This window comes from Streptomyces sp. NPDC057249 (assembly GCF_042669245.1).
GTDB lineage: Bacteria > Actinomycetota > Actinomycetes > Streptomycetales > Streptomycetaceae > Streptomyces.
In genome coordinates this window covers 643,274-668,324 of sequence record NZ_JBHUXS010000002.1, presented here as the reverse complement: position 1 = coordinate 668,324, position 25,051 = coordinate 643,274, and the positions used below count along the sequence as shown (strand labels likewise).

The window sequence follows — 25,051 nt, the reverse complement described above, 5'->3', positions numbered from 1 at the left end:
AACCCGGAAGCTAAGCCTTTCAGCGCCGATGGTACTGCAGGGGGGACCCTGTGGGAGAGTAGGACGCCGCCGAACAATCATTGTGGGAAAGCCCCCGTGCCGTTGGCACGGGGCTTTTCTGCGTTCTCGGTACGCGGATGCCGGAACCGGCCCGTGTCCGCCGGCCGCCAGCTGCCCGAGTGGGCTCGGGCGGTTTTGCATAACCCCTGGATCAGGGTATGCTTTAGCTCGTTGCCGCAGGGCAGCAAGGCCCCAATAGCTCAGTCGGTAGAGCGTCTCCATGGTAAGGAGAAGGTCTGCGGTTCGATTCCGCATTGGGGCTCAGCAGAAAGAAAGGCCCCGCCGTCAGGCGGGGCCTTTCTTCATGTCCGGGAGCTAGTGAGGTTCCGGGACCCTCATCGTCAGGATGGCCATGTCGTCCGAGGGCGGCTCGGCGGCGAAGCGCTCGACGGCCCGCAGGATGCGTGCGGCCACCGCGCCCGCCGTAAGCCCCGTGCAGTGGGCGAGTACGTCCGCCAGGCCGTCGTCGCCGAGCATCCGCGTACCCTCACGGCGTTCCGTCACACCGTCCGTCACGCACAGCAGGACATCACCGGGCTCCAGCGTGAACGTCTGCTCGTACAGCTCCAGGTCCTCCATGACGCCCAGCAGCGGCTGCGGGTCCGCCGCCGGCTCCACCGAGCCGTCCTGGCGCAGACGCAGCGGCAGCGGGTGTCCCGCGCACACGACCTTCAGGAGGGCACTGCCGTCCTCCTGCGGCCACAGCTCGCCGTAGAGGAGGGTGAGGAAGCGGCTGCGGGTCCCCTCGTCGAGGATCGCGGCGTTGAGCCGCTCCAGGACCGCGGGGCCGCCGAAGCCCTCCCGGGCCAGCAGGCGCAGCGCGTGGCGGGCGAGGCCCGTGACGGCCGCCGCCTCCGGCCCCGTACCGCAGACGTCGCCGATGGCGAACCCGTACGCGCCGTCGCGGATCGGGAACACGTCGTAGAAGTCGCCGCCGACCTCGTTGCCCTCGCCGGCCGCGCGGTAGATGACGTCCACCTCGACGTTGGGCACGGCCGGCAGGCCCGGCGGGAGGAGGCTGCGCTGAAGGGACTGGCTGATCGCCGTGCGCTCCGAGTAGAGGCGGGCGTTGTCCAGGGCCAGCGCGGCCCGGCGGGACAGGTCCTCGGCCAGCTCCAGGATCTCCTGGCGGAAGTGGTCGTCGGACGGCTTGCCGAGCGTCAGCATGCCGATGACGCGGTTGCGGGCGACCAGGGGCAGGACGACGGTCTCGCCGCCCACCGCCGCCGCGGTCGCCAGTGTCGTACGCGTGGTCGAGCCGAGGCCGCCCGGGCCGCCGATGCCGATACTCCGCATCGAGGTCCGCAGCGCCGCCTCGTGGGCGGCCTGGGACGGAGCGGCCCACACCCGCGCCCCGGGGGTCCGCACGGGCTCCGGCGGGGAGATCCTGGTGAGCAGGCTCTTGAGCCCGTCGATGCGCTCCTCGTCCTCGTGCAGCACGTAGGAGAGCTCCGGGTCCGACGCCGGGTCGGCGATCGTGTAGACGGCGCACCACGTCGCCAGCGTCGGGACCGTCATCTGGGCCATCAGGGCCAGGGTCTGGTCCCGGTCCAGAGTGCCCGCCAGCAGGTCCGACGCCTCGACGAGGAAGGACAGCGAGCCGCGGCGCAGCCGCTCCAGCTCGCCCAGGCGCGCCGACTCGACCGCGAGCGCGATCCGGTCCGCCGCGAACTGCAGACGCAGCGCCTCCTCGTTGGAATAGCGGCCGGCGCCCTCGGCAGCGACGCCCAGCGAGCCGGTGAGGCGCCCCTCGACCTTCAGCGGGACCGTGACCACCGAGCGCATGCCGGTGTTGCCGAGCAGCGGGACCGCGCCGGGGACGGCGTCCAGGTCCTCGTGGACGGCGGGCATCCGGGCGGAGCCGTAACGGCCGGTTCCGGCCTCGACGGGGACGCGGGCGAAGCGCTGACGGGCGGAGGGCAGGCCGGTCGTGGCGCGCACCTCCAGCTCGGTCTCGTCGTCCGTGGCGAGGAGGAGGAAGGCGGCGTCGGCGTCGAGCATGTCGCGGGCCCGCTCGACCGTGCGCTGGAGCAGCCCGTCGAGGTCGTCGGGGGCCGGGGAGCCGATGAAGACCTCGAAGGGGTCCGTCTTGCGGCTCTCGGCGGCGTCCGAGACCGGGGTGCGGGCGGGGGTCTGGAGGACCGCGCGCTCGTAGTCGCGCACCAGCAGGCAGACCGTGGACGGCTCGCCCTGAGGGTCCCGTACGCGCAGGTGGGAGCCGTAGACCGGGATGGTGCGGCCGTCGGCGCCCCGGATGCCGTAGCTGCCCTCCCAGCGGGACAGGCGCAGGGCGTCCGCGATGCCGGTGCTGGTGCCCGGGGTCTGCGGCCAGGCGGTGAAGTCGGTGAGCCGCTTGCCGATGACCTGGTCCGCCGTGTAGCCGAAGAGGTACGCGGCGTCGTCGTTCCACGCGGCGACGGCGCCCTCGCCGTCGATCTGGACGACGGCGACCCGTACGTGGTCGTCGGTGACGGGGAGCAGGCCCACGGGCAGCAGCGGACCGGCCGAGCGGACGCCCACCGGGCGGTCCGGGAGATCGAGCTGGAACCAGACATGTTTGCGCGTGGGGGAGTATTCGACGCCCCAGCGGGAAGCGAGAGCCGCGCACAGCAGCAGACCGCGGCCGTTCTCGCTGTCGAGGCTGTCGAGGTCGACGCCCGTCGGGCGGAGCGGGATCTCCCGTTCCGGGTAGTGGTCGGCGATCTCCACCCGGACGCCGTCCTCCGTGCGCAGGCACAGCACGTCCGCGGCGGTGCCGGCGTGGATCACGGCATTGGTGACGAGCTCACTGGTCAGGACGACGGCGTCGTCGACGACGTCGGTGTATCCCCAGCCCTGGAGCGTGTCGCGGACAAAGGCACGGGCCGTCGCGACGGAGCGCGCCACCGGCTCGAAGGTGGCAGCCGCACGCGCCGTGATCACAGCACTCCCCATATGGTGTCTCGTCGCTTCCCCGAGTCCGTGCCCGTTTCTCGCCGCTTCGATTCGCCTGCCAGGCTAGACGCTCCCCGCGCGCACCGGATACACGAGGGCGGACTTCGGACAGGCCCGGGCGGGAACGGACGGACGGCCGGACAGGATGGGCTTCCCCTCGGAGGGATGTGGGACAACCATGGGAGGTTCCACCCCGACCGGTTCCCGCCTGGTACGTTTCAACGATTTGACGTCCGCATGGTCACCCGTCGACGGTGGGCTGTGGCGGTGAGCCATGGAAGTTCTGGGCAAGCTCTCGGACGAGGTCCTAGCTAGATGGTCAACCCCTGCGGGAGGGACACGGTGGAGTCTGACGTGGCGGCGCGGGGTTCGGGTACGCGCAGTAAGGGCGGTCAGTCCGTGAAGAAGCAGCGCAATGGAACCGTCGAGGTGGACGCGGCGGCACTGCACAGACTGCTCGCCGGTCTGGTCGCCATGCGCGACGGCAACTTCCGCAGGCGCGTCACGGTCTCCGGTGAAGGCGTGATGGCGGAGCTCGCCGCGGTCTTCAACGAGGTCGCCGACCGCAACGTGCACCTCACCGGCGAGCTGGCCCGGGTGCGGCGCGTGGTCGGACGGGAGGGCAAGCTCACCGAACGCCTGGAGACGGGTGCCTGCGAGGGCTCCTGGGCCGCCGCGATCGACGCCTCGAACGAGCTGGTGGACGATCTCGCCCGCCCGGTCTCCGAGGTCGGCCGGGTGCTGTCGGCGGTGGCCGACGGTGACCTCGAACAGCGGATGGAGCTGCGCTCCCATACGGCGGACGACACGGTACGGCCACTGCGCGGCGAGTTCCTGAAGGTCGCGCGCACCGTCAACAACCTGGTCGACCAGCTGTCGGCGTTCACCGAGCAGGTGACGCGGGTCGCGGTCGAGGTGGGGACCGAGGGCAAGCTCGGCGGCCAGGCGCAGGTGCGCGGGATGTCCGGGTCGTGGAAGGACCTCACGGACTCGGTCAACACCATGGCGTACCGGCTGACCGCACAGGTGCGTGACATCGCGCTGGTGACGACGGCGGTGGCCAAGGGCGACCTGTCGCGGAAGGTCACCGTCCATGTGGCCGGTGAGATGCTCCAGCTGAAGAACACCGTCAACACGATGGTCGACCAGCTGTCCTCGTTCTCCTCCGAGGTGACCCGGGTCGCCCGCGAGGTCGGCACGGAGGGCGAGCTGGGCGGCCAGGCCGTGGTGCCCGGGGTCGCCGGGGTGTGGAAGGACCTGACGGACTCCGTCAACACGATGGCCGGCAACCTCACCTCCCAGGTACGCGGCATCGCGGAGGTGACGACGGCGGTCGCCAACGGTGACCTGTCGCAGAAGGTGCAGGTCAGCGCGCGCGGCGAGGTCGCCCAGCTCGCCGAGACGATCAACCAGATGACCGAGACGCTGCGCACCTTCGCGGACGAGGTCACCCGCGTGGCCAGCGAGGTCGGCGGGCAGGGCGTGCTCGGCGGCCAAGCGCAGGTGCCGGGCGCCGCCGGCACCTGGAAGGACCTCACCGACTCGGTGAACACGGTCTTCCGGAACCTGACGACCCAGGTGCGCGACATCGCCCAGGTGACGACGGCGGTGGCCAGCGGTGACATGACGCAGAAGGTCACCGTCGACGTGGCCGGCGAGATGCTGGAGCTGAAGAACACCGTCAACACGATGGTCGACCAGCTCCAGTCCTTCGGTTCGGAAGTGACCCGGGTGGCCCGGGAGGTCGGCGTCGAGGGCCGGCTCGGCGGGCAGGCCGAGGTGCCGGGCGCCGCCGGCACCTGGAAGGACCTCACGGACTCCGTGAACACGGCCTTCCGCAACCTGACCGGTCAGGTGCGTGACATCGCGCAGGTGACGACGGCGGTCGCCAACGGCGACCTGTCGCAGAAGGTCACCGTCGACGTCGCGGGGGAGATGCTGGAGCTGAAGAACACCGTCAACACGATGGTGGCGCAGCTCTCGTCCTTCGCCGACCAGGTCACGCGGATGGCCCGGGACGTGGGCACCGAGGGCCGCCTCGGCGGTCAGGCGCGGGTCGACGGCGTCTCCGGTACGTGGAAGGAGCTCACCGACTCCGTCAACTTCATGGCGGGGAACCTCACCTCCCAGGTGCGCCAGATCGCGCAGGTCACGACCGCGGTGGCGCGGGGCGACCTGTCGCAGAAGATCGACGTGGACGCGCGCGGCGAGATCCTGGAGCTGAAGAACACCATCAACACGATGGTCGACCAGCTCTCCGCCTTCGCCGAGCAGGTGACCAGGGTCGCCCGCGAGGTGGGTACGGACGGGCGCCTCGGCGGCCAGGCGCAGGTGCCCGGCGTGGCCGGTGTGTGGCGTGACCTCACCGACTCGGTGAACGGAATGGCGGGGAACCTGACCGCTCAGGTCCGGAACATCGCGCAGGTGGCCACGGCGGTGGCACGGGGTGACCTGTCGCAGAAGATCGACGTGGACGCGCGCGGCGAGATCCTGGAGCTGAAGAACACCCTCAACACCATGGTCGACCAGCTCTCGAACTTCGCGGAGCAGGTGACGCGGGTGGCCCGCGAGGTGGGTACCGAGGGGATGCTGGGCGGCCAGGCCGAGGTGCAGGGGGTCTCCGGTACGTGGAAGGACCTCACGCAGTCCGTCAACGGCATGGCCAACAACCTCACCATTCAGGTGCGCAACATCGCCGAGGTGACGACGGCGGTCGCCAACGGTGATCTCTCCAAGAAGATCACCGTCGATGCCAAGGGCGAGATCCTCGAACTGGTGACGACGGTCAACACGATGGTCGACCAGCTGTCGTCGTTCTCCTCCGAGGTGACCCGGGTGGCCCGCGAGGTGGGCACCGAGGGCATCCTCGGCGGCCAGGCGCGGGTGCGCGGGGCGACGGGCATCTGGAAGGACCTCAGCGACAACGTCAACCTGATGGCCAACAACCTCACCAGCCAGGTGCGCAACATCTCCCGCGTCTCGTCCGCCGTCGCCAACGGCGACCTGACGAAGAAGGTCACCGTCGAGGCGCGCGGCGAGGTCGCCGAACTGGCCGACACGGTCAACACGATGGTGACGACGCTGTCCTCGTTCGCGGACGAGGTGACCCGGGTCGCCCGCGAGGTGGGTACCGAGGGTGAGCTGGGCGGCCAGGCGCGCGTCCCGGGCGTCTCGGGTACGTGGAAGGACCTCACCGAGTCCGTGAACTCGATGGCGTCCAACCTGACGGGCCAGGTGCGTCAGATCGCCGCCGTCACGACGGCCATCGCCAAGGGCGACCTGACCAAGAAGATCGACATCGATGCGCGCGGCGAGATCCAGCAGCTGAAGAACACCATCAACACGATGGTCGACCAGCTGTCCTCGTTCGCCGAGCAGGTGACCCGGGTCGCCCGCGAGGTGGGCACCGAGGGCCAGCTCGGCGGTCAGGCGCGGGTGCGCGACGTGGACGGCACCTGGCGCGACCTCACCGAATCGGTGAACGAGATGGCCGGGAACCTGACCCGTCAGGTGCGGGCCATCGCGGCCGTCGCCACGGCGGTGACGCGCGGCGACCTCAACCTGAAGATCGACGTGGACGCGGCGGGCGAGATCCAGGCCCTCCAGGACAACATCAACACGATGATCGCGAACCTGCGCGACACCACCGCCACCAACAAGGAGCAGGACTGGCTGAAGGGCAACCTCGCCCGCATCTCCGGTCTGATGCAGGGGCGCCGCGACCTGGACGACGTCGCCTCGCTGATCATGAGCGAGCTGACCCCCGTGGTCTCCGCACAGCACGGCGCGTTCTTCCTGGCCACCCCCACCGGTGAGACCGACGCGCTGGGCGCCGAGGCCGAGGGGGCGTACGAGCTGCGCATGCGGGGAAGCTACGGCTACTCCGCCGGCTCCATGCCGACGTCCTTCCGGCCGGGCGAGACGCTCATCGGCACGGCCGCCGAGGAGAAGCGGACGATCCAGGTGGACAACGTGCCGCCGGGATACCTGAAGATCTCCTCCGGGCTCGGTGAGGCGCCGCCCGCGCATGTGATCGTGCTTCCGGTGCTGTTCGAGGGCAAGGTCCTCGGGGTCATCGAACTGGCCTCGTTCCAGCCGTTCACGCACATCCAGCGGGACTTCCTGAACCAGCTCGCGGAAATGATCGCCACGAGCGTCAACACGATCAGCGTCAACACCACGACGGAGAAGCTGCTCGAACAGTCGCAGGAGCTCACCGAGCAATTGCGCGACCGCTCGCAGGAACTGGAGAACCGGCAGAAGGCCCTCCAGGCGTCCAACGCCGAACTGGAGGAGAAGGCCGAGCTCCTGGCCAGGCAGAACCGCGACATCGAGGTCAAGAACACCGAGATCGAGGAGGCGCGGCAGGTCCTGGAGGAGCGCGCCGAACAGCTCGCCGTCTCGATGCGCTACAAGTCCGAGTTCCTGGCGAACATGTCGCACGAGCTGCGCACGCCGCTCAACTCGCTGCTCATTCTGGCGAAGCTGCTCGCGGACAACGCCGAGGGCAATCTCTCGCCGAAGCAGGTGGAATTCGCCGAGACGATCCACGGAGCCGGTTCCGACCTGCTCCAGCTGATCAACGACATCCTCGACCTGTCGAAGGTCGAGGCGGGCAAGATGGACGTCAGCCCGACGCGGATCGCCCTGGTGCAGCTGGTCGACTACGTGGAGGCGACCTTCCGGCCGCTCACCGCGGAAAAGGGGCTGGATTTCTCCGTACGGGTGTCGCCGGAGCTGCCGGCCACACTGCACACGGACGAGCAGCGGCTCCTCCAGGTGCTGCGCAACCTGCTGTCCAACGCGGTGAAGTTCACCGACAGCGGGGCCGTCGAGCTGGTGATCCGGCACGCCGGCCAGGAGGTGCCGGACGCCATCCGCGAGCAGCTGCTGGAGGCCGGTTCGCTGCGCGACGCGGACGGCGAGCTGATCGCCTTCTCGGTGACCGACACCGGCATCGGGATCGCGGCCAGCAAGATGCGGGTCATCTTCGAGGCGTTCAAGCAGGCGGACGGGACGACCAGCCGCAAGTACGGGGGCACGGGCCTCGGCCTGTCCATCAGCCGTGAGATCGCGCGGCTGCTGGGCGGCGAGATCCACGCGGCGAGCGAGCCGGGCCGCGGCTCCACGTTCACCCTGTACCTGCCGCTGCACCCGAGCGAACTCCCGCCCCAGGGTTACCCGCAACTCGCTCCGGGCCAGGCCGACGGCCACACCGGCGTGATCGAGGGCGGCCGGGAGCCGGAGGCCGGACAGGTGTACGTGCCGGACCCCGCGCAGACGGCCCCGCGCCGCCGGCGCAAGGCGCTCGGAGGTGCCCGGCAGCAGCCCGCGCTGCCGCCGCGGCCGGTGCCCGCCCCCGCCGCGCAGCCGGCCCCGGACGCCGAGCCGGAGTCATGGGCCGTGGGCGGTCAGGAGGAGCCGGAGACCCGCAGGACGTTCCGGTTCGGCGGTGAGAAGGTGCTGATCGTCGACGACGACATCCGTAACGTCTTCGCGCTGACCAGCGTGCTGGAGCAGCACGGACTGACGGTCCTGTACGCCGAGAACGGGCGCGAGGGCATCGAAGTCCTGGAGCAGCACGACGATGTGACGGTCGTACTGATGGACATCATGATGCCGGAGATGGACGGTTACGCGACGACCTCGGCGATCCGCCGGATGCCGCAGTTCGCCGCGCTGCCGATCGTGGCGCTGACCGCCAAGGCGATGAAGGGCGACAAGGAGAAGGCGCTCGAATCGGGTGCGTCCGACTATGTCACCAAGCCGGTCGATCCCGACCATCTTCTTTCGGTCATGGAAGGGTGGATGCGCGAAGAGTGAGCACGCACTGAGAGAATCCATGAAGATTTGTTGATCGGTGGTGTCCGAAGGAGTGTGGGAACGCGGATTGCGGGGAACCTTCTGGTCTCCCGCCACGTTTCCGGTACGTGCACAGTGACATCACGGTGACAGGGTGTGGTGACCGCCGGGGTGCGGCTACCATGACCGGCACAAGGACGGGCGGCGTAAGGGAGTCGTCCCCCGGGGCGGCGCCCGGTGCAATTCCGGGGCGAGGAGGGCGGGCCATGGTGCAGAAGGCCAAGATCCTCCTGGTCGATGACCGGCCGGAGAATCTGCTGGCGCTGGAGGCCATCCTCTCTGCGCTCGATCAGACACTGGTACGGGCATCGTCAGGGGAGGAGGCGCTCAAAGCGCTGCTCACGGACGACTTCGCGGTCATTCTGCTGGACGTCCAGATGCCGGGCATGGACGGTTTCGAAACCGCCGCGCACATCAAGCGGCGGGAACGGACCCGGGACATCCCGATCATCTTCCTCACCGCGATCAACCACGGCCCGCACCACACCTTCCGGGGTTACGCGGCCGGCGCGGTGGACTACATCTCGAAGCCGTTCGACCCATGGGTGCTGCGCGCCAAGGTCTCGGTCTTCGTGGAGCTGTACATGAAGAACTGCCAGCTGCGCGAGCAGGCGGCGCTGCTGCGGCTCCAGCTGGAGGGCGGCGGCCGGACGAGCGCCGAGCAGGACCGGGAGCCCGCCGGTCTGCTGGCCGAGCTCTCCGCGCGGCTCGCGGCCGTCGAAGAGCAGGCGGAGGCGCTGTCGAAGCAGCTCGACGACGAGTCCGCGGACGCCGGCGCGGTGGCGACGGCCGCCCATCTCGAACGGAAGCTGACCGGATTGCGTCGCGCCCTCGACGCGCTGGAGCCGGGCACCGGCGGGGCGTCGGCGACTCTTCCCTCGTAACGGCGCACCCGTCGTGCGTACGCGGCGCCTTCGGGGCGTCCGGGCAACTGCGCGGCGGCCGAGGGGTTTCGGGGCGCGTCCGCCGGTGAGGACGCGTCAGTTTCCGGCTCGCGCGCGGCGACACGGACGGGTGAACGGGTACGCCCACCTGTTCACGGGCGTAGACACCGGTAACCTCGGCACCATGGCCTCACGTACGTCCGGCAAGGGTTCCCAGGGCACTGCGGGCACCGCGAAGCGCGTCGGCGGTGGCCCGGGTCCGGCCAAGAAAGCCGCGCCCGCCAAGAAGACCGCAGTCAAGAAGGCGCCCGCGAAGAAGGCGCCGGCCAAGAAGACCGCGGCGAAGAAGGCCGCTCCGCCGCGTCCGGCGCCTTCGCCCACGAATGGCGTGTACCGGCTGGCGCGGGCGGTCTGGCTCGGCGCGGCCCACGCCGTCGGCGCGATGTTCCGCGGCATAGGGCGCGGCGCCAAGGGCCTCGACCCCGCCCACCGCAAGGACGGCGTCGCGCTGCTGCTGCTCGGCCTCGCGCTGATCGTCGCCGCGGGCACCTGGTCGAACCTGCGCGGTCCCGTGGGCGATCTCGTGGAGATGCTCGTCACCGGGGCGTTCGGCCGGCTCGACCTGCTCGTGCCGATACTGCTGGGCGTCATCGCGGTGCGGCTGATCCTTTACCCCCAGCGGCCCGAGGCCAACGGCCGCATCGTCATCGGCCTCTCCGCCCTGGTCATCGGCGTGCTCGGGCAGGTCCACATCGCGTGCGGTTCGCCGGGCCGCGACGAGGGAACCGAGGCCATGCAGGACGCGGGCGGCCTGATCGGCTGGGCCGCCTCCAAGCCGCTGATCTTCGCCATGGGCGAGGTGCTGGCGGTGCCGCTGCTGCTGCTCCTCACCGTCTTCGGGCTGCTGGTCGTCACGGCGACCCCGGTCAACGCCATCCCCCAGCGGCTGCGGCTGCTCGGCGTCAAGCTGGGCATCGTGGAGCCGGCGCCCGACCCCGGGGAGCCGGGCGACGACGAGCGGTACGACGAGCAGTGGCGCGAGGCGCTGCCGGCCCGCTCCCGGCGCTCCCAGGCGCCCGACGCCTACGACCCGGACCTCGCGGAGTCCGAGGCGCTGACCAAGCGCCGCAGGCCGCGCAGGCCCTCCGTGCAGCCCGCGATGAACCGCACGATGGACGCCGTGGACGTCGCGGCCGCCGCTGCCGCCGCGCTCGACGGTGCCGTGCTCAACGGGATGCCGCCCTCGCCGGTCGTCGCCGACCTGACCCAGGGCGTCTCGGTGGAGCGTGACCGGGCGGGCACGCCGGTGCCCGGTGCCAGGGAGGCGGAGCCGGCCGGGAAGCGGGCGGAGGCCACGCCCGGGGCCGGTGTACCCGATCTGACCAAGCCGGCCCCCGAGCCCCCCGAGCCCCAGTCGCTGCCCGCCCGCGCCGAACAGCTCCAGCTCTCCGGCGACATCACGTACGCGCTGCCCTCGCTCGACCTGCTGGAGCGCGGCGGTCCCGGCAAGACCCGGAGCGCCGCCAACGACGCGATCGTCGCCTCGCTGACCAACGTGTTCACCGAGTTCAAGGTGGACGCCGCCGTCACCGGCTTTACCCGCGGTCCGACGGTGACGCGGTACGAGGTGGAGCTCGGCCCGGCCGTGAAGGTCGAGCGGATCACGGCGCTCACCAAGAACATCGCGTACGCCGTCGCCAGCCCCGACGTCCGCATCATCTCGCCGATTCCGGGCAAGTCCGCGGTCGGCATCGAGATCCCCAACTCCGACCGGGAGATGGTCAACCTCGGCGACGTACTGCGGCTGGCGGACGCGGCCGAGGACGACCACCCCATGCTCGTCGCGCTCGGCAAGAACGTGGAGGGCGGCTACGAGATGGCCAACCTCGCGAAGATGCCGCACGTCCTGGTGGCCGGTGCGACCGGCTCCGGCAAGTCGTCCTGCATCAACTGCCTGATCACCTCGATCATGGTGCGGGCCACGCCGGAGGACGTCCGGATGGTCCTCGTCGACCCGAAGCGGGTCGAGCTCACCGCGTACGAGGGCATCCCGCACCTGATCACGCCGATCATCACCAACCCCAAGAAGGCCGCCGAGGCACTCCAGTGGGTCGTACGCGAGATGGATCTGCGCTACGACGACCTTGCGGCCTTCGGCTACCGGCACATCGACGACTTCAACCACGCCGTGCGCACCGGCAAGCTCAAGACGCCGGAGGGCAGCGAACGGGAGCTCGCGCCCTACCCGTATCTGCTGGTGATCGTCGACGAGCTGGCCGACCTGATGATGGTCGCCCCGCGCGACGTCGAGGACTCGATCGTCCGCATCACCCAGCTGGCCCGCGCCGCCGGCATCCACCTGGTGCTCGCCACCCAGCGCCCCTCGGTGGACGTCGTCACCGGTCTGATCAAGGCGAACGTCCCCTCGCGGCTCGCCTTCGCCACCTCCTCGCTCGCCGACAGCCGCGTCATCCTGGACCAGCCCGGCGCCGAGAAACTCATCGGAAAGGGTGACGGCCTGTTCCTGCCGATGGGCGCGAACAAGCCGACCCGTATGCAGGGCGCCTTCGTCACCGAGGACGAGGTCGCGGCCGTCGTCCGGCACTGCAAGGAGCAGATGACCCCGGTCTTCCGCGACGACGTGGTGGTCGGCACCAAGCAGAAGAAGGAGATCGACGAGGACATCGGCGACGACCTCGACCTGCTGTGCCAGGCCGCCGAGCTGGTCGTCTCCACCCAGTTCGGATCGACCTCGATGCTCCAGCGCAAGCTGAGGGTCGGCTTCGCCAAGGCCGGGCGGCTGATGGACCTGATGGAGTCGCGCAACATCGTCGGACCGAGCGAGGGCTCCAAGGCGCGCGACGTCCTGGTGAAACCCGACGAGCTCGACGGGGTGTTGGCGCAGATTCGTGGGGAAACCGCTTCGTAAGAGTTTTGCGGGCAACCGTTTCGCCGGGCCGTACGTCAAGTTGAAGGGAAGGACGGAACGCCTTCCCCGGGGCGTCCCGGCGAAACCGGCTCTGTTCGAATCTGATGGCGTACAAAGTCCACCCGCCCGGTTGCCCCACCCTTTCGTACCCCCCCTAGACTGAACACCCAGCAGGTGGCTCACGCTCGAAAGGCGCCCCCGTGTCCATCGGCAACTCCCCCGAAGACGACCAGCCTTCGATCGGTCGAGTGCTCCAGCAGGCTCGTCTCGCCGCAGGCCTCACGGTCGAAGAGGTCAGCACGTCCACCCGGGTGCGCATCCCCATCGTGCACGCGATCGAGCAGGACGACTTCTCCCGCTGCGGCGGCGACGTGTACGCCCGCGGCCACATCCGTACGCTCGCCCGTGCCGTCGGCACCGATCCGGAACCGCTGATCGCGCAGTACGACGCCGAGCACGGCGGCCGTCCCGCGCCCACGTTGGCGGCGCCGCTGTTCGAGGCCGAACGCATCCGTTCCGAACCCCGCAGGCCCAACTGGACGGCGGCCATGGTCGCGGCGATCGTCGCCGTGATCGGCTTCGTCGGCTTCACCTTCTTCAAGGGCGGCGACGACGGGCCCTCGACCGCGGGCCGCGTCGCCGAGGGCCCGACCTCCGACAAGATCGCCCCGAAGCCCTCCGCCAGCAAGCCCGCCGACCCCAAGCCGGCCCCGTCCGAGAGCGCCATCGCCGCGGCGCCCCAGGACAAGGTCACCGTCAAGCTCAGCGCCACCCAGGGCAAGAGCTGGATCTCCGCCAAGGACCACAACGGCCGGTCCCTCTTCGACGGCACCCTCCAGCAGGGCCAGTCGAAGACCTTCCAGGACAAGGAGCGCGTCGACCTCATCCTCGGCAACGCGGGCTCGATCGAGCTCTTCGTGAACGGGAAGAAGGTCGAGGACCAGTTCAAGCCCGGACAGGTCGAACGCCTCTCGTACACCAAGGGCGACCCCGAGGTCGGCTGACCGGTCACCCGGAGACATCGCGGCGCGGCGAGCGCCCGGCCACCGTGCCGGGCGCTCGCCGTCTTTGTCACCGTGGGTGACGGCGCAGCCTCCGCGGCGGGGCCGGTGCCGGGACAAAGTAGTCTTGAGTCCATGCCCGAACGCCGTACCGTCGCCCTTGTCACTCTTGGCTGCGCCCGTAACGAGGTGGACTCGGAGGAGCTCGCAGGCCGCCTGGCAGCGGACGGCTGGGAGCTCGTCGAGGATGCCTCCGATGCCGATGTCGCCGTCGTCAACACCTGTGGGTTCGTCGAGGCCGCCAAGAAGGACTCCGTCGACGCCCTCCTCGAAGCCAATGATCTGAAGGACCACGGCCGCACCCAGGCCGTCGTCGCCGTCGGCTGCATGGCCGAGCGCTACGGAAAGGACCTCGCCGAGGCCCTGCCGGAAGCGGACGGCGTCCTCGGTTTCGACGATTACGCCGACATCTCCGACCGCCTCCAGACCATCCTCAGCGGCGGCATCCACGCCGCCCACACCCCCCGCGACCGCCGCAAGCTGCTGCCGATCAGCCCCGCCGAGCGGCAGGACGCCGCCGTCTCCCTGCCCGGCCACGCGCAGGAGGTCGCCCCCGCCCCCGCCGACCTGCCGGAGGGCGTCGCCCCGGTCTCCGGGCCGCGCGCGCCGCTGCGCCGCCGGCTGGGCACCAGCCCCGTCGCCTCGGTCAAGCTGGCCTCCGGCTGCGACCGCCGCTGCTCCTTCTGCGCCATCCCGTCCTTCCGCGGCTCCTTCATCTCCCGCCGCCCCTCGGACGTGCTGGGCGAGACCCGCTGGCTCGCCGAACAGGGCGTGAAGGAGGTCATGCTGGTCTCCGAGAACAACACCTCGTACGGCAAGGACCTCGGTGACATCCGTCTCCTGGAGACCCTGCTGCCCGAGCTCGCGGAGGTCGACGGGATCGAGCGCATCCGCGTCAGCTACCTGCAGCCCGCCGAGATGCGGCCCGGCCTGATCGACGTCCTCACCTCGACGCCGAAGGTCGCGCCCTACTTCGACCTGTCCTTCCAGCACTCCGCGCCCGGCGTGCTGCGGGCGATGCGCCGCTTCGGCGACACCGACCGCTTCCTGGAGCTGCTGGACACGATCCGGGGCAAGGCACCGCAGGCCGGCGCGCGGTCCAACTTCATCGTGGGCTTCCCGGGCGAGAGCGAGGACGACCTCGCGGAGCTGGAACGGTTCCTCACGGGCGCCCGTCTCGACGCCATCGGCGTCTTCGGCTACTCCGACGAGGAGGGCACCGAGGCGGTCGGCTACGACGACAAGCTCGACGCCGACGTCATCGCGGAGCGCCTCGCGCACATCTCGCAGCTCGCCGAGGAACTGACCTCGCAGCGCGCCGAGGAGCGCATGGGCGAGACGCTCCAGGTGCTGGTCGAGTCCGTCGAGCCCACCGAGGAGGAGCCGCGCGCCTACGGCCGTGCCGCGCACCAGGCGCCCGAAACCGATGGCCAGGTGCTCTTCACCACACGCGAGGGCCTGGTTCCGGGCCGTATGGTCGAGGCAAAGGTCGTGGGCACCGAAGGGGTGGACCTGATCGCCGAGTGCAGTGAGCTTGTGGAGGTAGCCAGATGACCGGAGTCCCGGCGTCCGCGGCAGGCGGTTCCGGCGCGACGCCGGTCCGCGGCGGAAAGCTGGGCGCCGCTGCGGTCAATCAGGCCAGTCTGTGGAACATCGCCAACCTTCTGACGATGGCCCGGCTCGTGCTCGTCCCCGGCTTCGTGGTGCTGCTGCTCCACAACGGCGGTTACGACCCGGCCTGGCGCTCGTTCGCCTGGGCCGCCTTCGCCGTCGCCATGATCACCGACCTGTTCGACGGGCACCTGGCGCGCACGTACAACCTGGTCACCGACTTCGGGAAGATCGCCGACCCGATCGCCGACAAGGCGATCATGGGTGCGGCGCTGATCTGTCTGTCGTACCTGGGCGACCTGCCCTGGTGGGTCACGGGCGTGATCCTCTTCCGCGAGCTGGGCATCACGCTGATGCGGTTCTGGGTGATCCGGCACGGGGTCATTCCGGCCAGCCGCGGCGGCAAGATGAAGACGCTGGCGCAGGGGACGGCCGTCGGGATGTACGTCCTGGCGCTGACCGGTCCGCTGGCCACCCTGCGCTTCTGGGTGATGGCGGTGGCCGTCGTGTTGACGGTCGTCACCGGTCTGGACTACGTCCGCCAGGCCGTCGTGCTGCGGCGCCAGGGCCTCGCGGCGGAACGGGCGGCCTCGGAGGCGCCCCGGCCCGCCGCCGCGGAGAGCGGCACGGCCGCCGAGGCGGCGGGGGCCCGGGGCCCGGCGGAGGCCGAGCGGTGACTGCGGCGGGCCGGGTGCTGTGGCTGCTCGTCGAGCGCGGGCAGACCCTCGCCGTCGCGGAGTCGCTGACCGGCGGCCTGGTCGCGGCCGAACTCACGTCCGTACCGGGTGCCTCCCAAGCCTTCAGGGGCTCGGTGACGGCTTACGCGACCCCCCTCAAGAGTGAAGTCCTGGGAGTGGACGCCGGTCTCCTGGCGGAGCGCGGGGCGGTCGACGCGGACGTCGCGCGGCAGATGGCGACAGGCGTACGGCGGGCTCTGGGCGCAGACTGGGGAGTGGCGACCACCGGCGTCGCCGGCCCCGAACCGCAGGACGGCCAACCCGTCGGGACGGTCTTCGTAGCGGTCAGCGGCCCGTGCGGCACCGAGAAAGTGGCCGCGCTGCGGTTGAACGGCGATCGGGCGGACATCCGTAAGAAGAGCGTACGAAGCGCGCTCGACCTGCTCTCAGGCGAACTCCACGAGAATGCGAGCGCACAGGATACGGAAGAGAACGGGGGGAATTGATGTTTGCAGCCCTGAGTGAACACGACATCGCTCCCCGCACGGCCGCAGCGCTAGGCGGTACGGTGGGGCGTGAAGGATGCGGCTACGCGGTCCGAGGAGGGAGCCACCGATGATTCTGCTCCGTCGCCTGCTGGGTGACGTGCTGCGTCGGCAGCGCCAGCGCCAAGGCCGTACTCTGCGCGAAGTCTCCTCGTCCGCCCGAGTTTCGCTCGGCTATCTCTCCGAGGTGGAGCGGGGGCAGAAGGAGGCATCCTCCGAACTGCTCTCCGCCATTTGCGACGCGCTTGACGTACGGATGTCCGAGCTCATGCGTGAAGTGAGCGATGAGCTGTCCCTGGCCGAACTGGCCGAGTCGGCAGCGGCCAGCGATCCGGTACCTGTACCGGTGCGCCCCATGCTCAACTCCGTCTCCGTTACCTCGGTGGCGGGTGTACCGACGGGGCGGGTGACCATCAAGGCACCCGCGGAAGCGGTGGACGTAGTCGCCGCCTGACCGTTCGGTTCGGTGTGAAGCCGAAGCCCCGGTTCTTCCCCTGCTGTGGGGGAGAACCGGGGCTTTCGCGTGTCTACGGGTGGATTTCGTGGGCCTTCTCGTGTGTCAGCGGGGCGATGGGGGGCAGGTGCGTGGATGAGAGACCGAGGAAGCCCTCCGACCGAACGCGACGGATTCGTCGAGCGCTTCTCAAATGACCGTTTTGCTTCGTTTGTGCCATCGTGGGTGGTGCTGAACGGAACGGATTCCAGATCGGAGACGTGCATGTCTGTGGTGAAGAGCCCACTGTCCGAGACCGACCTCAAGACCGTCGGAGACGCCCTGCAGGGCGCCCTGGTGGATCTCCTCGACCTTTCTCTGGTGGCCAAGCAGGTCCACTGGAACGTGGTCGGGCCGCGGTTCAGGTCCGTGCACCTCCAGCTCGACGACGTCGTGGACACCGCGCGCCAGCACTCCGACACCGTCGCGGAGCGGGCGTCCGCGCTCGGCGTCAACCCGGACGGCCGAGCCGCGACGATCGCCAAGAGCACGGCCATCGCGTCGGTGTCCGAAGGCTGGATCAAGGACGTGGACGCGGTGAAGACCCTGGTAGACGCCCTCGGGGTGGTGATCGGGCGGATGCGCGAGCGCATCGAGGCGACCGAGACCCCGGACCCGGTCAGCCAGGACATCCTGATCGCGCTGACCGCCGATCTCGAGAAGCACGCGTGGATGTTCCAGGCCGAGAGCGCCTGAGCGCACACGCCATCACCCAGCAGATTTTCTTCACGGAGGTAGCGGCATGAGGAACGAAGGCGCGAAGGACAAGGTCACCGGCAAGGCGAAGGAAGCCATGGGCAAGATGACCGGCGACCGTCGCAAGGAGGCCGAGGGCAAGGCGGACCAGGCCAAGGGCAAGGCCAAGGACGCCATGGACGGAGCCCGTGACCGGGCGGACGGCGTCAAGGACTCCCTGAACGACGACAAGGGCTGACCCCTCGGTCCGCGGCGAGCCCCCACCCGTGCGGTGGGGGCTCCGCGCTGAGAGGGGGCGGGGCGGGGTGGTGCGACCCGCACCGTGCGCGCCGGGGGTGCAACGGTGCGCTCTCGTCCCGGAAGAACGGGCGCGACTAGGGTCCTTCGTTTGGATCAACCCGGAGGAGGCAGCCATGGTACGGCGATGGGTGCCGGCGCTCGTTCTCTGCGGCGTGTGGTGGTGGGCCGTGCTGCGGCTGATGCTGGCCCCGGCGCACGCCGGGGTGGTCGAGGGAGCGGTGGCGGCGGGCGGATGGGGCCTCAGCCTCCTGCCCGTGCACGTGGCCGCCACGGCCAGACCTCTCGGCATCTTCGACGCGGGTACCGGTCTGCTGCGGCGCGGTACGGCGTGGGCCCGGAGGCGGGCGGGGGCGTGGCGGCGGTGGGTGGTCAGGTAGGGGACGTGGGCGGCACGATCCGCTGCCGCTGGCCGGTACGGCTGCCTGACCCGGCAGTCGCGGTACGTCAGGCCGGCCCCGGGCCGGTCTGGCAGCTGGGGCACCAGTAGGCGGGGCGGTCGTCCTGCTCGGCCGCGCGGATCGGGGTTCCGCAGCGCAGGCAGGGGCGGTGTGCCCGGCCGTAGACCCAGAGACTTTCACTCGGCCTCCGCGTGCGGGCGGCAGCGCTCGCGACGGTACGCGAACGGCCTCCGGCCGTCGTGACGCGGTTCGGGCGGTCGCGGTTGGCGTCGAGGAGCTGGTGCGCCGTGCTGACCAGCAGGGCGGCCGTCCGGGCGGGCAGCTCGCCGATGGGAAGCCAGGGTGTGGCGCGGGCCAGGAAGCAGAGCTCGGCCTTGTAGATGTTCCCGATGCCGGCCAGGTTGCGCTGGTCGAGCAGGGCCTCGCCGAGCGGGCGGGCGGGGTCGCTCAGCAGATTCCGCAGCGCCGTGTCGGCGTCCCAGTCCGGCCCGAGCAGATCCGGGCCGAGGTGGCCGACCGCCTGCTCCTCGTCCTGGGTGCGCAGGAGCTCCAGGACCGGGAGGCGGTACCCGACGGCGGTGTGCGCCGCGTTGCCCAGGACGGCGCGGATCTGGTGGGCGGGGCCGCCGCGCCAGCGCTCGCCCGGGGCGTAGATCCGCCAGGCGCCGTCCATCCGGAGGTGGCTGTGCAGGGTGAGACCGCCCTCGACACGGGTCAGCAGGTGTTTGCCCCGGGCGGTGACGTCGAGGACGGCCCGGCCCGTGAGGTCGGCGGTGGCGAACCGGGGGACGCGGAGGTCGGACGTGGTGAGGACCTGTCCGGCCAGCGCGTGGTGCAGCCGCGCGGCGGTCTGCAGGACGGTATCTCCTTCGGGCATGCCTCCATGATGCGTGGGGCGGGGGATGCGTGGGACGGGTCGGGGTGCCCGTCCCCGTCCGCCGGGTCCGGGGCTACGTCGCGCGCAGGCGCAGGCCCCTCGGCGTGGCGAGGAAGCCGGCCGCCTCCAGCGTGCGCCCCAGGGGTGAGGTCAGGGAGGAGGCGCCGTTGGTGCGCTCGACGGTCACGGTGCCGAGGGCCCCGGCGCGGGCGGCCGAGGCCAGTGCGCCCGCCGCCGCCCGGAGCGCGGGATCGCCCGGATCGGTCGGCCAGGCCAGCAGCGTCTTGCCGCCGCGCTCCATGTACAGCGTCAGCTCACCGTCGACCAGGACCACCAGCGAGCCCGCCTTGCGGCCCGGCTTGTGCCCGGCCCCGTCCGGCGGCTCCGGCCACGGAAGGGCGGCGCCGTACGCATTGGCCGGGTCGGCCGCCGCGAGGACGAGGGCACGGGGGTCCGCGCCCGGCTCCGTACGGTCCCGGGCCGTGGACACCGCGCGGAGCCGGTCGACCGCGCCGTCCATCGCGAACTGGGCGGCCCCCAGCCCCTCCACCACGTACCCCCGGCGCGCCTGCCCGTTGTCCTCGAAGGCCGACAGCACCCGGTACGCCGCCGAGAAGCCGCCCTCGACGCCCTCGGCCTGCACCGCGCCCCGGGTCACCACCCCGTGGCGGTCGAGCAGCGTGCGTGCCAGGGCATGGGCGCGGTGCGTGGGCTCGGGCTCGATGGCCGGCAGCAGGGACCAGCGGCCCGAGACCGTGGGGGGTCCGGTGCGTGAGGCCGGTCGGGCGGCGGCGGTGAGGGTGCCGTAACGGCCGCGCGGCACATTCCGGCGGGCGCGGTGCGCGGTCGAGCCGGCCGTGCGGCCCGAGCCCAGGAGTGAGCGCAGCGGCGCGAGCGTGTCGTTGGTCAGACGGCCGGACCAGGCGAGGTCCCACACCGCGTCCGCCAGTTGCGTATCGGTGCAGTCGGGGTGGGTGGTGGCGCGGACCTGGTCGGCGATCTGCCGGAAGAACAGGCCGTAGCCGCCGCCGAGCGCGGTCAGCACGGACTCGTGCAGGGCGGTGAGCTCCAGAGGGCGCGGCGGGGGCAGGAGCAACGGCGCGCTGTCGGCGAGGTAGAGCGAGATCCAGCCGTCCTTGCCGGCGAGGGCGCCCGCACCGGCCCAGACGACTTCGCCGGTCGTGGTCAGCTCGTCCAGGAGCGCGGGGGTGTATCCGGTGACCCGGCCGGGCAGGACGAGCCGTTCCAGCGCGGAGGCGGGGACGGGCGCCCCCTGAAGCTGCTCGACGGCGCGGGCCAGCCCGTCGATGCCGCGCAGGCTGTTGCCGCCGAGATGCTGCCACTGCGGCAGGAACCCGGCCAGGGCGGCGGGCGGGACCGGCTCCAGCTCGTGCCGGAGGGCGGCCAGCGAACGGCGTCGCAGCCGCCGCAGCACCGTGGCGTCGCACCACTCCTGGCCGATGCCGGCGGGGTGGAACTCGCCCTGGACGATGCGGCCCGACGCCGCGAGCCGTTGCAGCGCCCCGTCGGTGACGGCCGTGCCGAGGCCGAACCGGGCCGCCGCCGTGGTGGAGGTGAACGGGCCGTGCGTACGGGCGTACCGGGCGAGGAGGTCGCCGAGGGGGTCCTTCACCGGCTCGGTGAACGCTTCGGGGACGCCTACCGGGAGCGCCGTGCCCAGCGCGTCGCGCAGCCGGCCCGCGTCCTCGATGGCCGCCCAGTGGGGCGCCCCGGCGATGCGGACGCGGATGGCGCGGCGGGCGGACTCCAGCTCCTCCGCCCAGGCCGCTCCGGCCCCGCGCTCGGCCAGCTCCTCGTCGGTGAGCGGGCCGAGGACCCGCAGCAGGTCCGCGACTCCCTCGGCGTCCTTGACCCGGCGGTCGTCCGCCAGCCACTGGAGCTCCCGTTCCAGCTCGGTCAGCACGTCGGCGTCGAGCAGTTCGCGCAGCTCCGCCCTGCCCAGCAGTTCGGCGAGGAGCCGGGCGTCCAGGGAGAGCGCGGCGGCGCGCCGTTCGGCGAGCGGCGAGTCGCCCTCGTACAGGAACTGGGCGACGTATCCGAAGAGGAGGGAGCGGGCGAAGGGGGAGGGCTCCGAGGTGGTGACCTCGACCAGGCGGATGCGCCGGGCCTCCAGGTCGCCCATCACCTCGGTGAGCCCCGGGACGTCGAAGACGTCCTGAAGGCACTCGCGGACCGCTTCGAGAACGATGGGGAAGGAGCCGAACTCGGAGGCGACCTGGAGGAGCTGGGCGGCCCGCTGGCGCTGCTGCCAGAGCGGGGTGCGTTTGCCGGGGCTGCGGCGGGGAAGCAGCAGCGCCCTGGCGGCGCACTCGCGGAACCGTGAGGCGAACAGGGCGGAGCCGCCGACCTGGTCGGTGACGATCTGCTCGATCTCGCCCTTGTCGAAGGCCACGTCGGCGGCGCCGACCGGGGGCTGGTCGCTGTCGAAGGCGGCGTTCGCCGGGGCAAGCGGTGCCGGGGCGCCCCGGCCCGGCTCCTGGGCCGGGTCTTGCGCCGGGTCGAAGTCCAGGAGGTCGAGGCCCATCATGTCGGCGTCGGGCAGCCGCAGCACGATGCCGTCGTCGGCGTGCATCACCTGCGCGTCCATCCCGTACCGCTCGGCGAGGCGGGCGCTCAGCGCCAGCGCCCACGGGGCGTGGACCTGCGCGCCGAACGGGGAGTGCACCACGACCCGCCAGTCGCCCAGCTCGTCCCGGAAGCGCTCGACCAGGATCGTCCGGTCGTCCGGGACATGACCGCAGGCGCGGCGCTGCTCGTCCAGATACGCCAGGACGTTGTCGACGGCCCAGGTGTCCAGGCCGGCGGAGAGCAGGCGGTCCCGGGCGTCCTCGGGGGAGAGCCCGCCGAGCTCGCGCAGGAAGGCACCCAGGGCACGGCCCAGCTCCAGCGGGCGGCCCAGCTGGTCGCCCTTCCAGAACGGCAGCCGCCCCGGCACACCGGGCGCGGGGGAGACGAGGACCCGGTCCCGGGTGATGTCCTCGATCCGCCAGGAGGTCGTGCCCAGCGTGAAGACGTCGCCGACCCGGGACTCGTAGACCATCTCCTCGTCCAGCTCACCGACCCGGCCGCCGCCCTTCTTGGGGTCCGCACCGGCGAGGAAGACCCCGAAGAGGCCCCGGTCGGGGATGGTCCCGCCCGAGGTGACGGCGAGGCGCTGCGCACCGGGGCGGCCCGTGACCGTACCGGCGACACGGTCCCAGACGACTCGGGGCCGCAGCTCCGCGAAGGCGTCCGACGGATAGCGGCCCGCGAGCATGTCGAGGACGGCCGTGAACGCCGACTCCGGCAGCGAGGCGAAGGGGGCGGCCCTGCGGACCACCGCGAGCAGATCGTCCACCTGCCAGCTGTCCAGCGCGACCATTGCGACCAGCTGCTGGGCCAGCACGTCCAGCGGATTGGCCGGGACGCGCAGCGCCTCGATCGAGCCCGTCCGCATCCGCTCGGTGACCACGGCCGCCTGCACCAGGTCGCCGCGGTACTTCGGGAAGACGACACCGGTGGAGACCGCGCCCACCTGGTGGCCGGCCCGGCCGACCCGCTGGAGGCCGGAGGCGACCGAGGGCGGGGACTCGACCTGGATCACCAGGTCGACCGCCCCCATGTCGATGCCCAGCTCCAGGCTGGAGGTGGCGACCACCGCGGGCAGCCTTCCCGCCTTCAGGTCCTCCTCGACCTGCGCGCGCTGCTCCTTGGAGACCGACCCGTGGTGCGCCCGGGCGAGCAGGGCGGGAGCGCCCTTGGCCGCGCCGGACTCCGCCATGATCTCGGCGGGGGAGTGGGCCTCGGGCATGGCCTCGCCGGTGGCTCTCTCGTACGCGATCTCGTTGAGCCGGTTGCACAGGCGCTCCGCGAGGCGGCGGGAGTTGGCGAAGACGATCGTGGAGCGGTGCGCCTGGACGAGATCGGCGATCCGCTCCTCCACATGCGGCCAGATCGACGGCTTCTCGGCCTGCCCCGAGGTGTCGTCGGTGGCGGGGGAGCCGCCCAGCTCCCCCAGATCCTCGACCGGCACGACCACCGACAGGTCGAACCGCTTGCTGGACGGTGGCTGGACGATCTCCACCTTGCGCCGGGGCGACAGGAAGCGCGCCACCTCGTCGACCGGCCGGACCGTGGCCGACAGACCGATGCGCCGGGCCGGCCGGGGCAGCAGCTCGTCCAGGCGCTCCAGCGATACGGCGAGATGGGCGCCGCGCTTGGTGCCCGCGACGGCGTGCACCTCGTCCAGGATCACCGTCTCGATGCCGGACAGGGCTTCGCGGGCCGATGAGGTCAGCATCAGGAACAGCGACTCGGGCGTCGTGATCAGGATGTCCGGCGGACGGGTCGCCATCGAGCGGCGCTCGGCGGCCGGGGTGTCGCCCGACCGGATGCCCACCCTGACCTCGGGCTCGGGCAGGCCCTGGCGCACCGACTCCTGGCGGATGCCGGTCAGCGGTGAACGCAGATTGCGCTCCACGTCGACCGCGAGCGCCTTGAGCGGCGACACGTACAGCACGCGGCAGCGCTTCTTCGCCTCCGCCGGCGGGGGGACGGCCGCCAGCCGGTCCAGGGCGGCGAGGAAGGCCGCCAGCGTCTTGCCCGAGCCGGTCGGCGCGACGACCAGCACGTCCGACCCCTCGCCGATCGCCCGCCAGGCGCCTTCCTGCGCGGCGGTCGGCGCGCTGAAGGCCCCCGTGAACCAGCTGCGGGTCGCGGGGGAGAAGGCATCGAGTGCGGAGCCGGTCATGTCCCCCATCGTGCACCCCGCCACCGACAACGGCCCCGACGACAGCCGGGCGGGCCGCGGGGCCGACGGACGGACCGCCCGCGAGCTGGGACAATCACACCATGGCAGGAGCACAGCAACCGGCGGAGTGGGCGCGGCACTGGAGCTACGCGGAACTGCCCGACCTCGACCTGCTGCGCGCCCGCTACATCCGGCACACCTTCCCGCGCCACAGCCACGAGGGCTACGTCGTCGCCACGGTGAACCACGGTGTCGAGGACATCGGTACGCCCGCCGGGACCCTGCACGCGGGCCCCGGGACCGTCGTCATGATCAACCCGGAAGTACCGCACACCGCCCGCGCGGGCGTCCCCGAAGGCTGGGTGTACGACACGCTCTACCCGTCCGCGCAGGTGATCAACGACATCGCCGCCGATACGACGCGCCTGCGCGGCACCGTCGGCTTCGCCGAGACCGGGGTGGCCGATCCGTACGCCGCCCGGCTGATAGCCGAGGTCCACCGGGCGGCCGAGGAGGGCAACGCCCTGGCCGCCGACAGCGTGCTGCGGGTCGTCGTCACCCGCCTGCTCACCCGGCACGGCACCTCGTTCCCCGTCTCGGCCCCCCGCGCCGCCGGTGCCCGCGACGCGGCGCGGGCCCGGGCCCTCCTTGAAGCCCGGATGGCCGACCCGCCGACCCTGGAGGCACTGGCCGCCGAACTGGGCACGAGCCCCTTCGCACTGCTGCGCGCCTTCAAGAAGCAGTACGGCATGCCCCCGCACACCTGGCTCACCGACGCCCGGGTGCGGCGTGCGCGCCGGATGCTCGACGCCGGCACGGCCCCCTCGGCCGCGGCGACGGAAGTCGGCTTCACCGACCAGCCGCATCTCAACCGCCACTTCACCCGGATCGTGGGAGTGACCCCCGGCGCCTACCAGCGCGAACGTGCAAGAACGTACAAGACCGGCCCGGAACGGCCCCGGTAGCGTGCTGAA

Annotated in this window: 15 protein-coding genes, 1 tRNA gene and 1 rRNA gene; 14 read left to right on the top strand and 3 right to left on the bottom strand. The window is 71.4% G+C overall.

Annotation, left to right across the window (positions count from 1 at the left end; all coding sequences use genetic code 11):
• A 5S ribosomal RNA gene (gene rrf, locus ACFUJY_RS06500) occupies window positions 1-75 on the top strand; the annotation flags it as partial.
• Window positions 76-249: 174 nt separating this feature from the next.
• Window positions 250-322: transfer RNA gene (locus tag ACFUJY_RS06495), tRNA-Thr, on the top strand.
• Between the two features lie 53 nt (window positions 323-375).
• Here the strand turns inward: ACFUJY_RS06495 and ACFUJY_RS06490 are convergent.
• Window positions 376-2,982 carry a SpoIIE family protein phosphatase gene (locus ACFUJY_RS06490; RefSeq protein WP_383295371.1) on the bottom strand — a complete coding sequence of 869 codons (2,607 nt, stop codon included), beginning with the start codon at window positions 2,980-2,982 and terminating at the stop codon, window positions 376-378.
• Window positions 2,983-3,393: 411 nt separating this feature from the next.
• Between ACFUJY_RS06490 and ACFUJY_RS06485 the strand changes: the two genes are divergently transcribed.
• The 11 genes from ACFUJY_RS06485 (at window position 3,394) to ACFUJY_RS06435 (ending at window position 18,429) form a co-directional block, all read left to right on the top strand.
• Window positions 3,394-8,817, top strand: coding sequence for a HAMP domain-containing protein (locus tag ACFUJY_RS06485; protein WP_383295368.1), 5,424 nt, complete (start codon window positions 3,394-3,396; stop codon window positions 8,815-8,817).
• A gap of 245 nt (window positions 8,818-9,062) precedes the next feature.
• Window positions 9,063-9,740 carry a two-component system response regulator gene (locus ACFUJY_RS06480; protein ID WP_383295365.1) on the top strand — a complete coding sequence of 226 codons (678 nt, stop codon included), beginning with the start codon at window positions 9,063-9,065 and terminating at the stop codon, window positions 9,738-9,740.
• 184 nt (window positions 9,741-9,924) lie between these two features.
• Window positions 9,925-12,669 carry a DNA translocase FtsK gene (locus ACFUJY_RS06475; RefSeq protein WP_383295362.1) on the top strand — a complete coding sequence of 915 codons (2,745 nt, stop codon included), beginning with the start codon at window positions 9,925-9,927 and terminating at the stop codon, window positions 12,667-12,669.
• 200 nt (window positions 12,670-12,869) lie between these two features.
• A complete protein-coding gene (locus ACFUJY_RS06470) occupies window positions 12,870-13,673 on the top strand; it encodes a helix-turn-helix domain-containing protein (RefSeq protein ID WP_383295359.1) in 804 nt (267 codons plus the stop codon).
• A 132-nt stretch (window positions 13,674-13,805) separates the two neighbouring features.
• Window positions 13,806-15,284, top strand: coding sequence for a 30S ribosomal protein S12 methylthiotransferase RimO (gene rimO, locus ACFUJY_RS06465; RefSeq protein WP_383295356.1), 1,479 nt, complete (start codon window positions 13,806-13,808; stop codon window positions 15,282-15,284).
• Window positions 15,281-16,018: a CDP-diacylglycerol--glycerol-3-phosphate 3-phosphatidyltransferase gene (gene pgsA / locus ACFUJY_RS06460; protein WP_383295353.1), complete on the top strand. Its 738-nt coding sequence runs from the start codon at window positions 15,281-15,283 to the stop codon at window positions 16,016-16,018. Before rimO ends, pgsA begins: the two co-directional genes overlap by 4 nt.
• A complete protein-coding gene (locus ACFUJY_RS06455; protein WP_383295350.1) occupies window positions 16,015-16,524 on the top strand; it encodes a CinA family protein in 510 nt (169 codons plus the stop codon). The genes pgsA and ACFUJY_RS06455 overlap by 4 nt, the downstream gene beginning before the upstream one ends.
• A gap of 109 nt (window positions 16,525-16,633) precedes the next feature.
• Entirely contained in the window at window positions 16,634-17,017 is a 384-nt protein-coding gene (locus ACFUJY_RS06450) for a helix-turn-helix domain-containing protein (protein WP_018105285.1), read from the top strand.
• A gap of 264 nt (window positions 17,018-17,281) precedes the next feature.
• Window positions 17,282-17,752, top strand: coding sequence for a Dps family protein (locus ACFUJY_RS06445; protein ID WP_383295346.1), 471 nt, complete (start codon window positions 17,282-17,284; stop codon window positions 17,750-17,752).
• 46 nt (window positions 17,753-17,798) lie between these two features.
• On the top strand, window positions 17,799-17,990 hold the full coding sequence (locus tag ACFUJY_RS06440; RefSeq protein ID WP_361025244.1) for a CsbD family protein: 192 nt from the start codon (window positions 17,799-17,801) through the stop codon (window positions 17,988-17,990).
• Between the two features lie 175 nt (window positions 17,991-18,165).
• Window positions 18,166-18,429, top strand: a complete 264-nt coding sequence (locus ACFUJY_RS06435) for a hypothetical protein (RefSeq protein WP_383295343.1) — start codon at window positions 18,166-18,168, stop codon at window positions 18,427-18,429.
• 67 nt (window positions 18,430-18,496) lie between these two features.
• Here ACFUJY_RS06435 and ACFUJY_RS06430 read toward each other — a convergent pair whose 3' ends face one another.
• Together ACFUJY_RS06430 and ACFUJY_RS06425 are read right to left on the bottom strand one after the other, a co-directional pair.
• On the bottom strand, window positions 18,497-19,327 hold the full coding sequence (locus ACFUJY_RS06430; protein ID WP_383295340.1) for a DNA-formamidopyrimidine glycosylase family protein: 831 nt from the start codon (window positions 19,325-19,327) through the stop codon (window positions 18,497-18,499).
• Between the two features lie 73 nt (window positions 19,328-19,400).
• The gene (locus tag ACFUJY_RS06425; protein ID WP_383295337.1) at window positions 19,401-24,077 is read right to left on the bottom strand and encodes a DEAD/DEAH box helicase; all 4,677 of its coding nucleotides are present in this window, start codon (window positions 24,075-24,077) and stop codon (window positions 19,401-19,403) included.
• A 101-nt stretch (window positions 24,078-24,178) separates the two neighbouring features.
• On the opposite strand from ACFUJY_RS06425, the gene ACFUJY_RS06420 reads away from it, so the two are divergent.
• Entirely contained in the window at window positions 24,179-25,042 is an 864-nt protein-coding gene (locus tag ACFUJY_RS06420; RefSeq protein ID WP_383295334.1) for an AraC family transcriptional regulator, read from the top strand.
• Window positions 25,043-25,051 lie beyond the last annotated feature (9 nt).

What these genes read in the sequence shown, in the direction of transcription:
- pgsA (WP_383295353.1), top strand. Translation starts at nt 15,281, where the DNA reads ATGACCGGAGTCCCGGCGTCCGCGGCAGGCGGTTCCGGCGCGACGCCG.
- ACFUJY_RS06440 (WP_361025244.1), top strand. Translation starts at nt 17,799, where the DNA reads ATGAGGAACGAAGGCGCGAAGGACAAGGTCACCGGCAAGGCGAAGGAA.
- ACFUJY_RS06445 (WP_383295346.1), top strand. Translation starts at nt 17,282, where the DNA reads ATGTCTGTGGTGAAGAGCCCACTGTCCGAGACCGACCTCAAGACCGTC.
- ACFUJY_RS06420 (WP_383295334.1), top strand. Translation starts at nt 24,179, where the DNA reads ATGGCAGGAGCACAGCAACCGGCGGAGTGGGCGCGGCACTGGAGCTAC.
- ACFUJY_RS06475 (WP_383295362.1), top strand. Translation starts at nt 9,925, where the DNA reads ATGGCCTCACGTACGTCCGGCAAGGGTTCCCAGGGCACTGCGGGCACC.
- ACFUJY_RS06425 (WP_383295337.1), bottom strand. Translation starts at nt 24,077, where the DNA reads ATGACCGGCTCCGCACTCGATGCCTTCTCCCCCGCGACCCGCAGCTGG.
- ACFUJY_RS06450 (WP_018105285.1), top strand. Translation starts at nt 16,634, where the DNA reads ATGATTCTGCTCCGTCGCCTGCTGGGTGACGTGCTGCGTCGGCAGCGC.
- ACFUJY_RS06430 (WP_383295340.1), bottom strand. Translation starts at nt 19,327, where the DNA reads ATGCCCGAAGGAGATACCGTCCTGCAGACCGCCGCGCGGCTGCACCAC.
- ACFUJY_RS06435 (WP_383295343.1), top strand. Translation starts at nt 18,166, where the DNA reads ATGGTACGGCGATGGGTGCCGGCGCTCGTTCTCTGCGGCGTGTGGTGG.
- ACFUJY_RS06480 (WP_383295365.1), top strand. Translation starts at nt 9,063, where the DNA reads ATGGTGCAGAAGGCCAAGATCCTCCTGGTCGATGACCGGCCGGAGAAT.
- rimO (WP_383295356.1), top strand. Translation starts at nt 13,806, where the DNA reads ATGCCCGAACGCCGTACCGTCGCCCTTGTCACTCTTGGCTGCGCCCGT.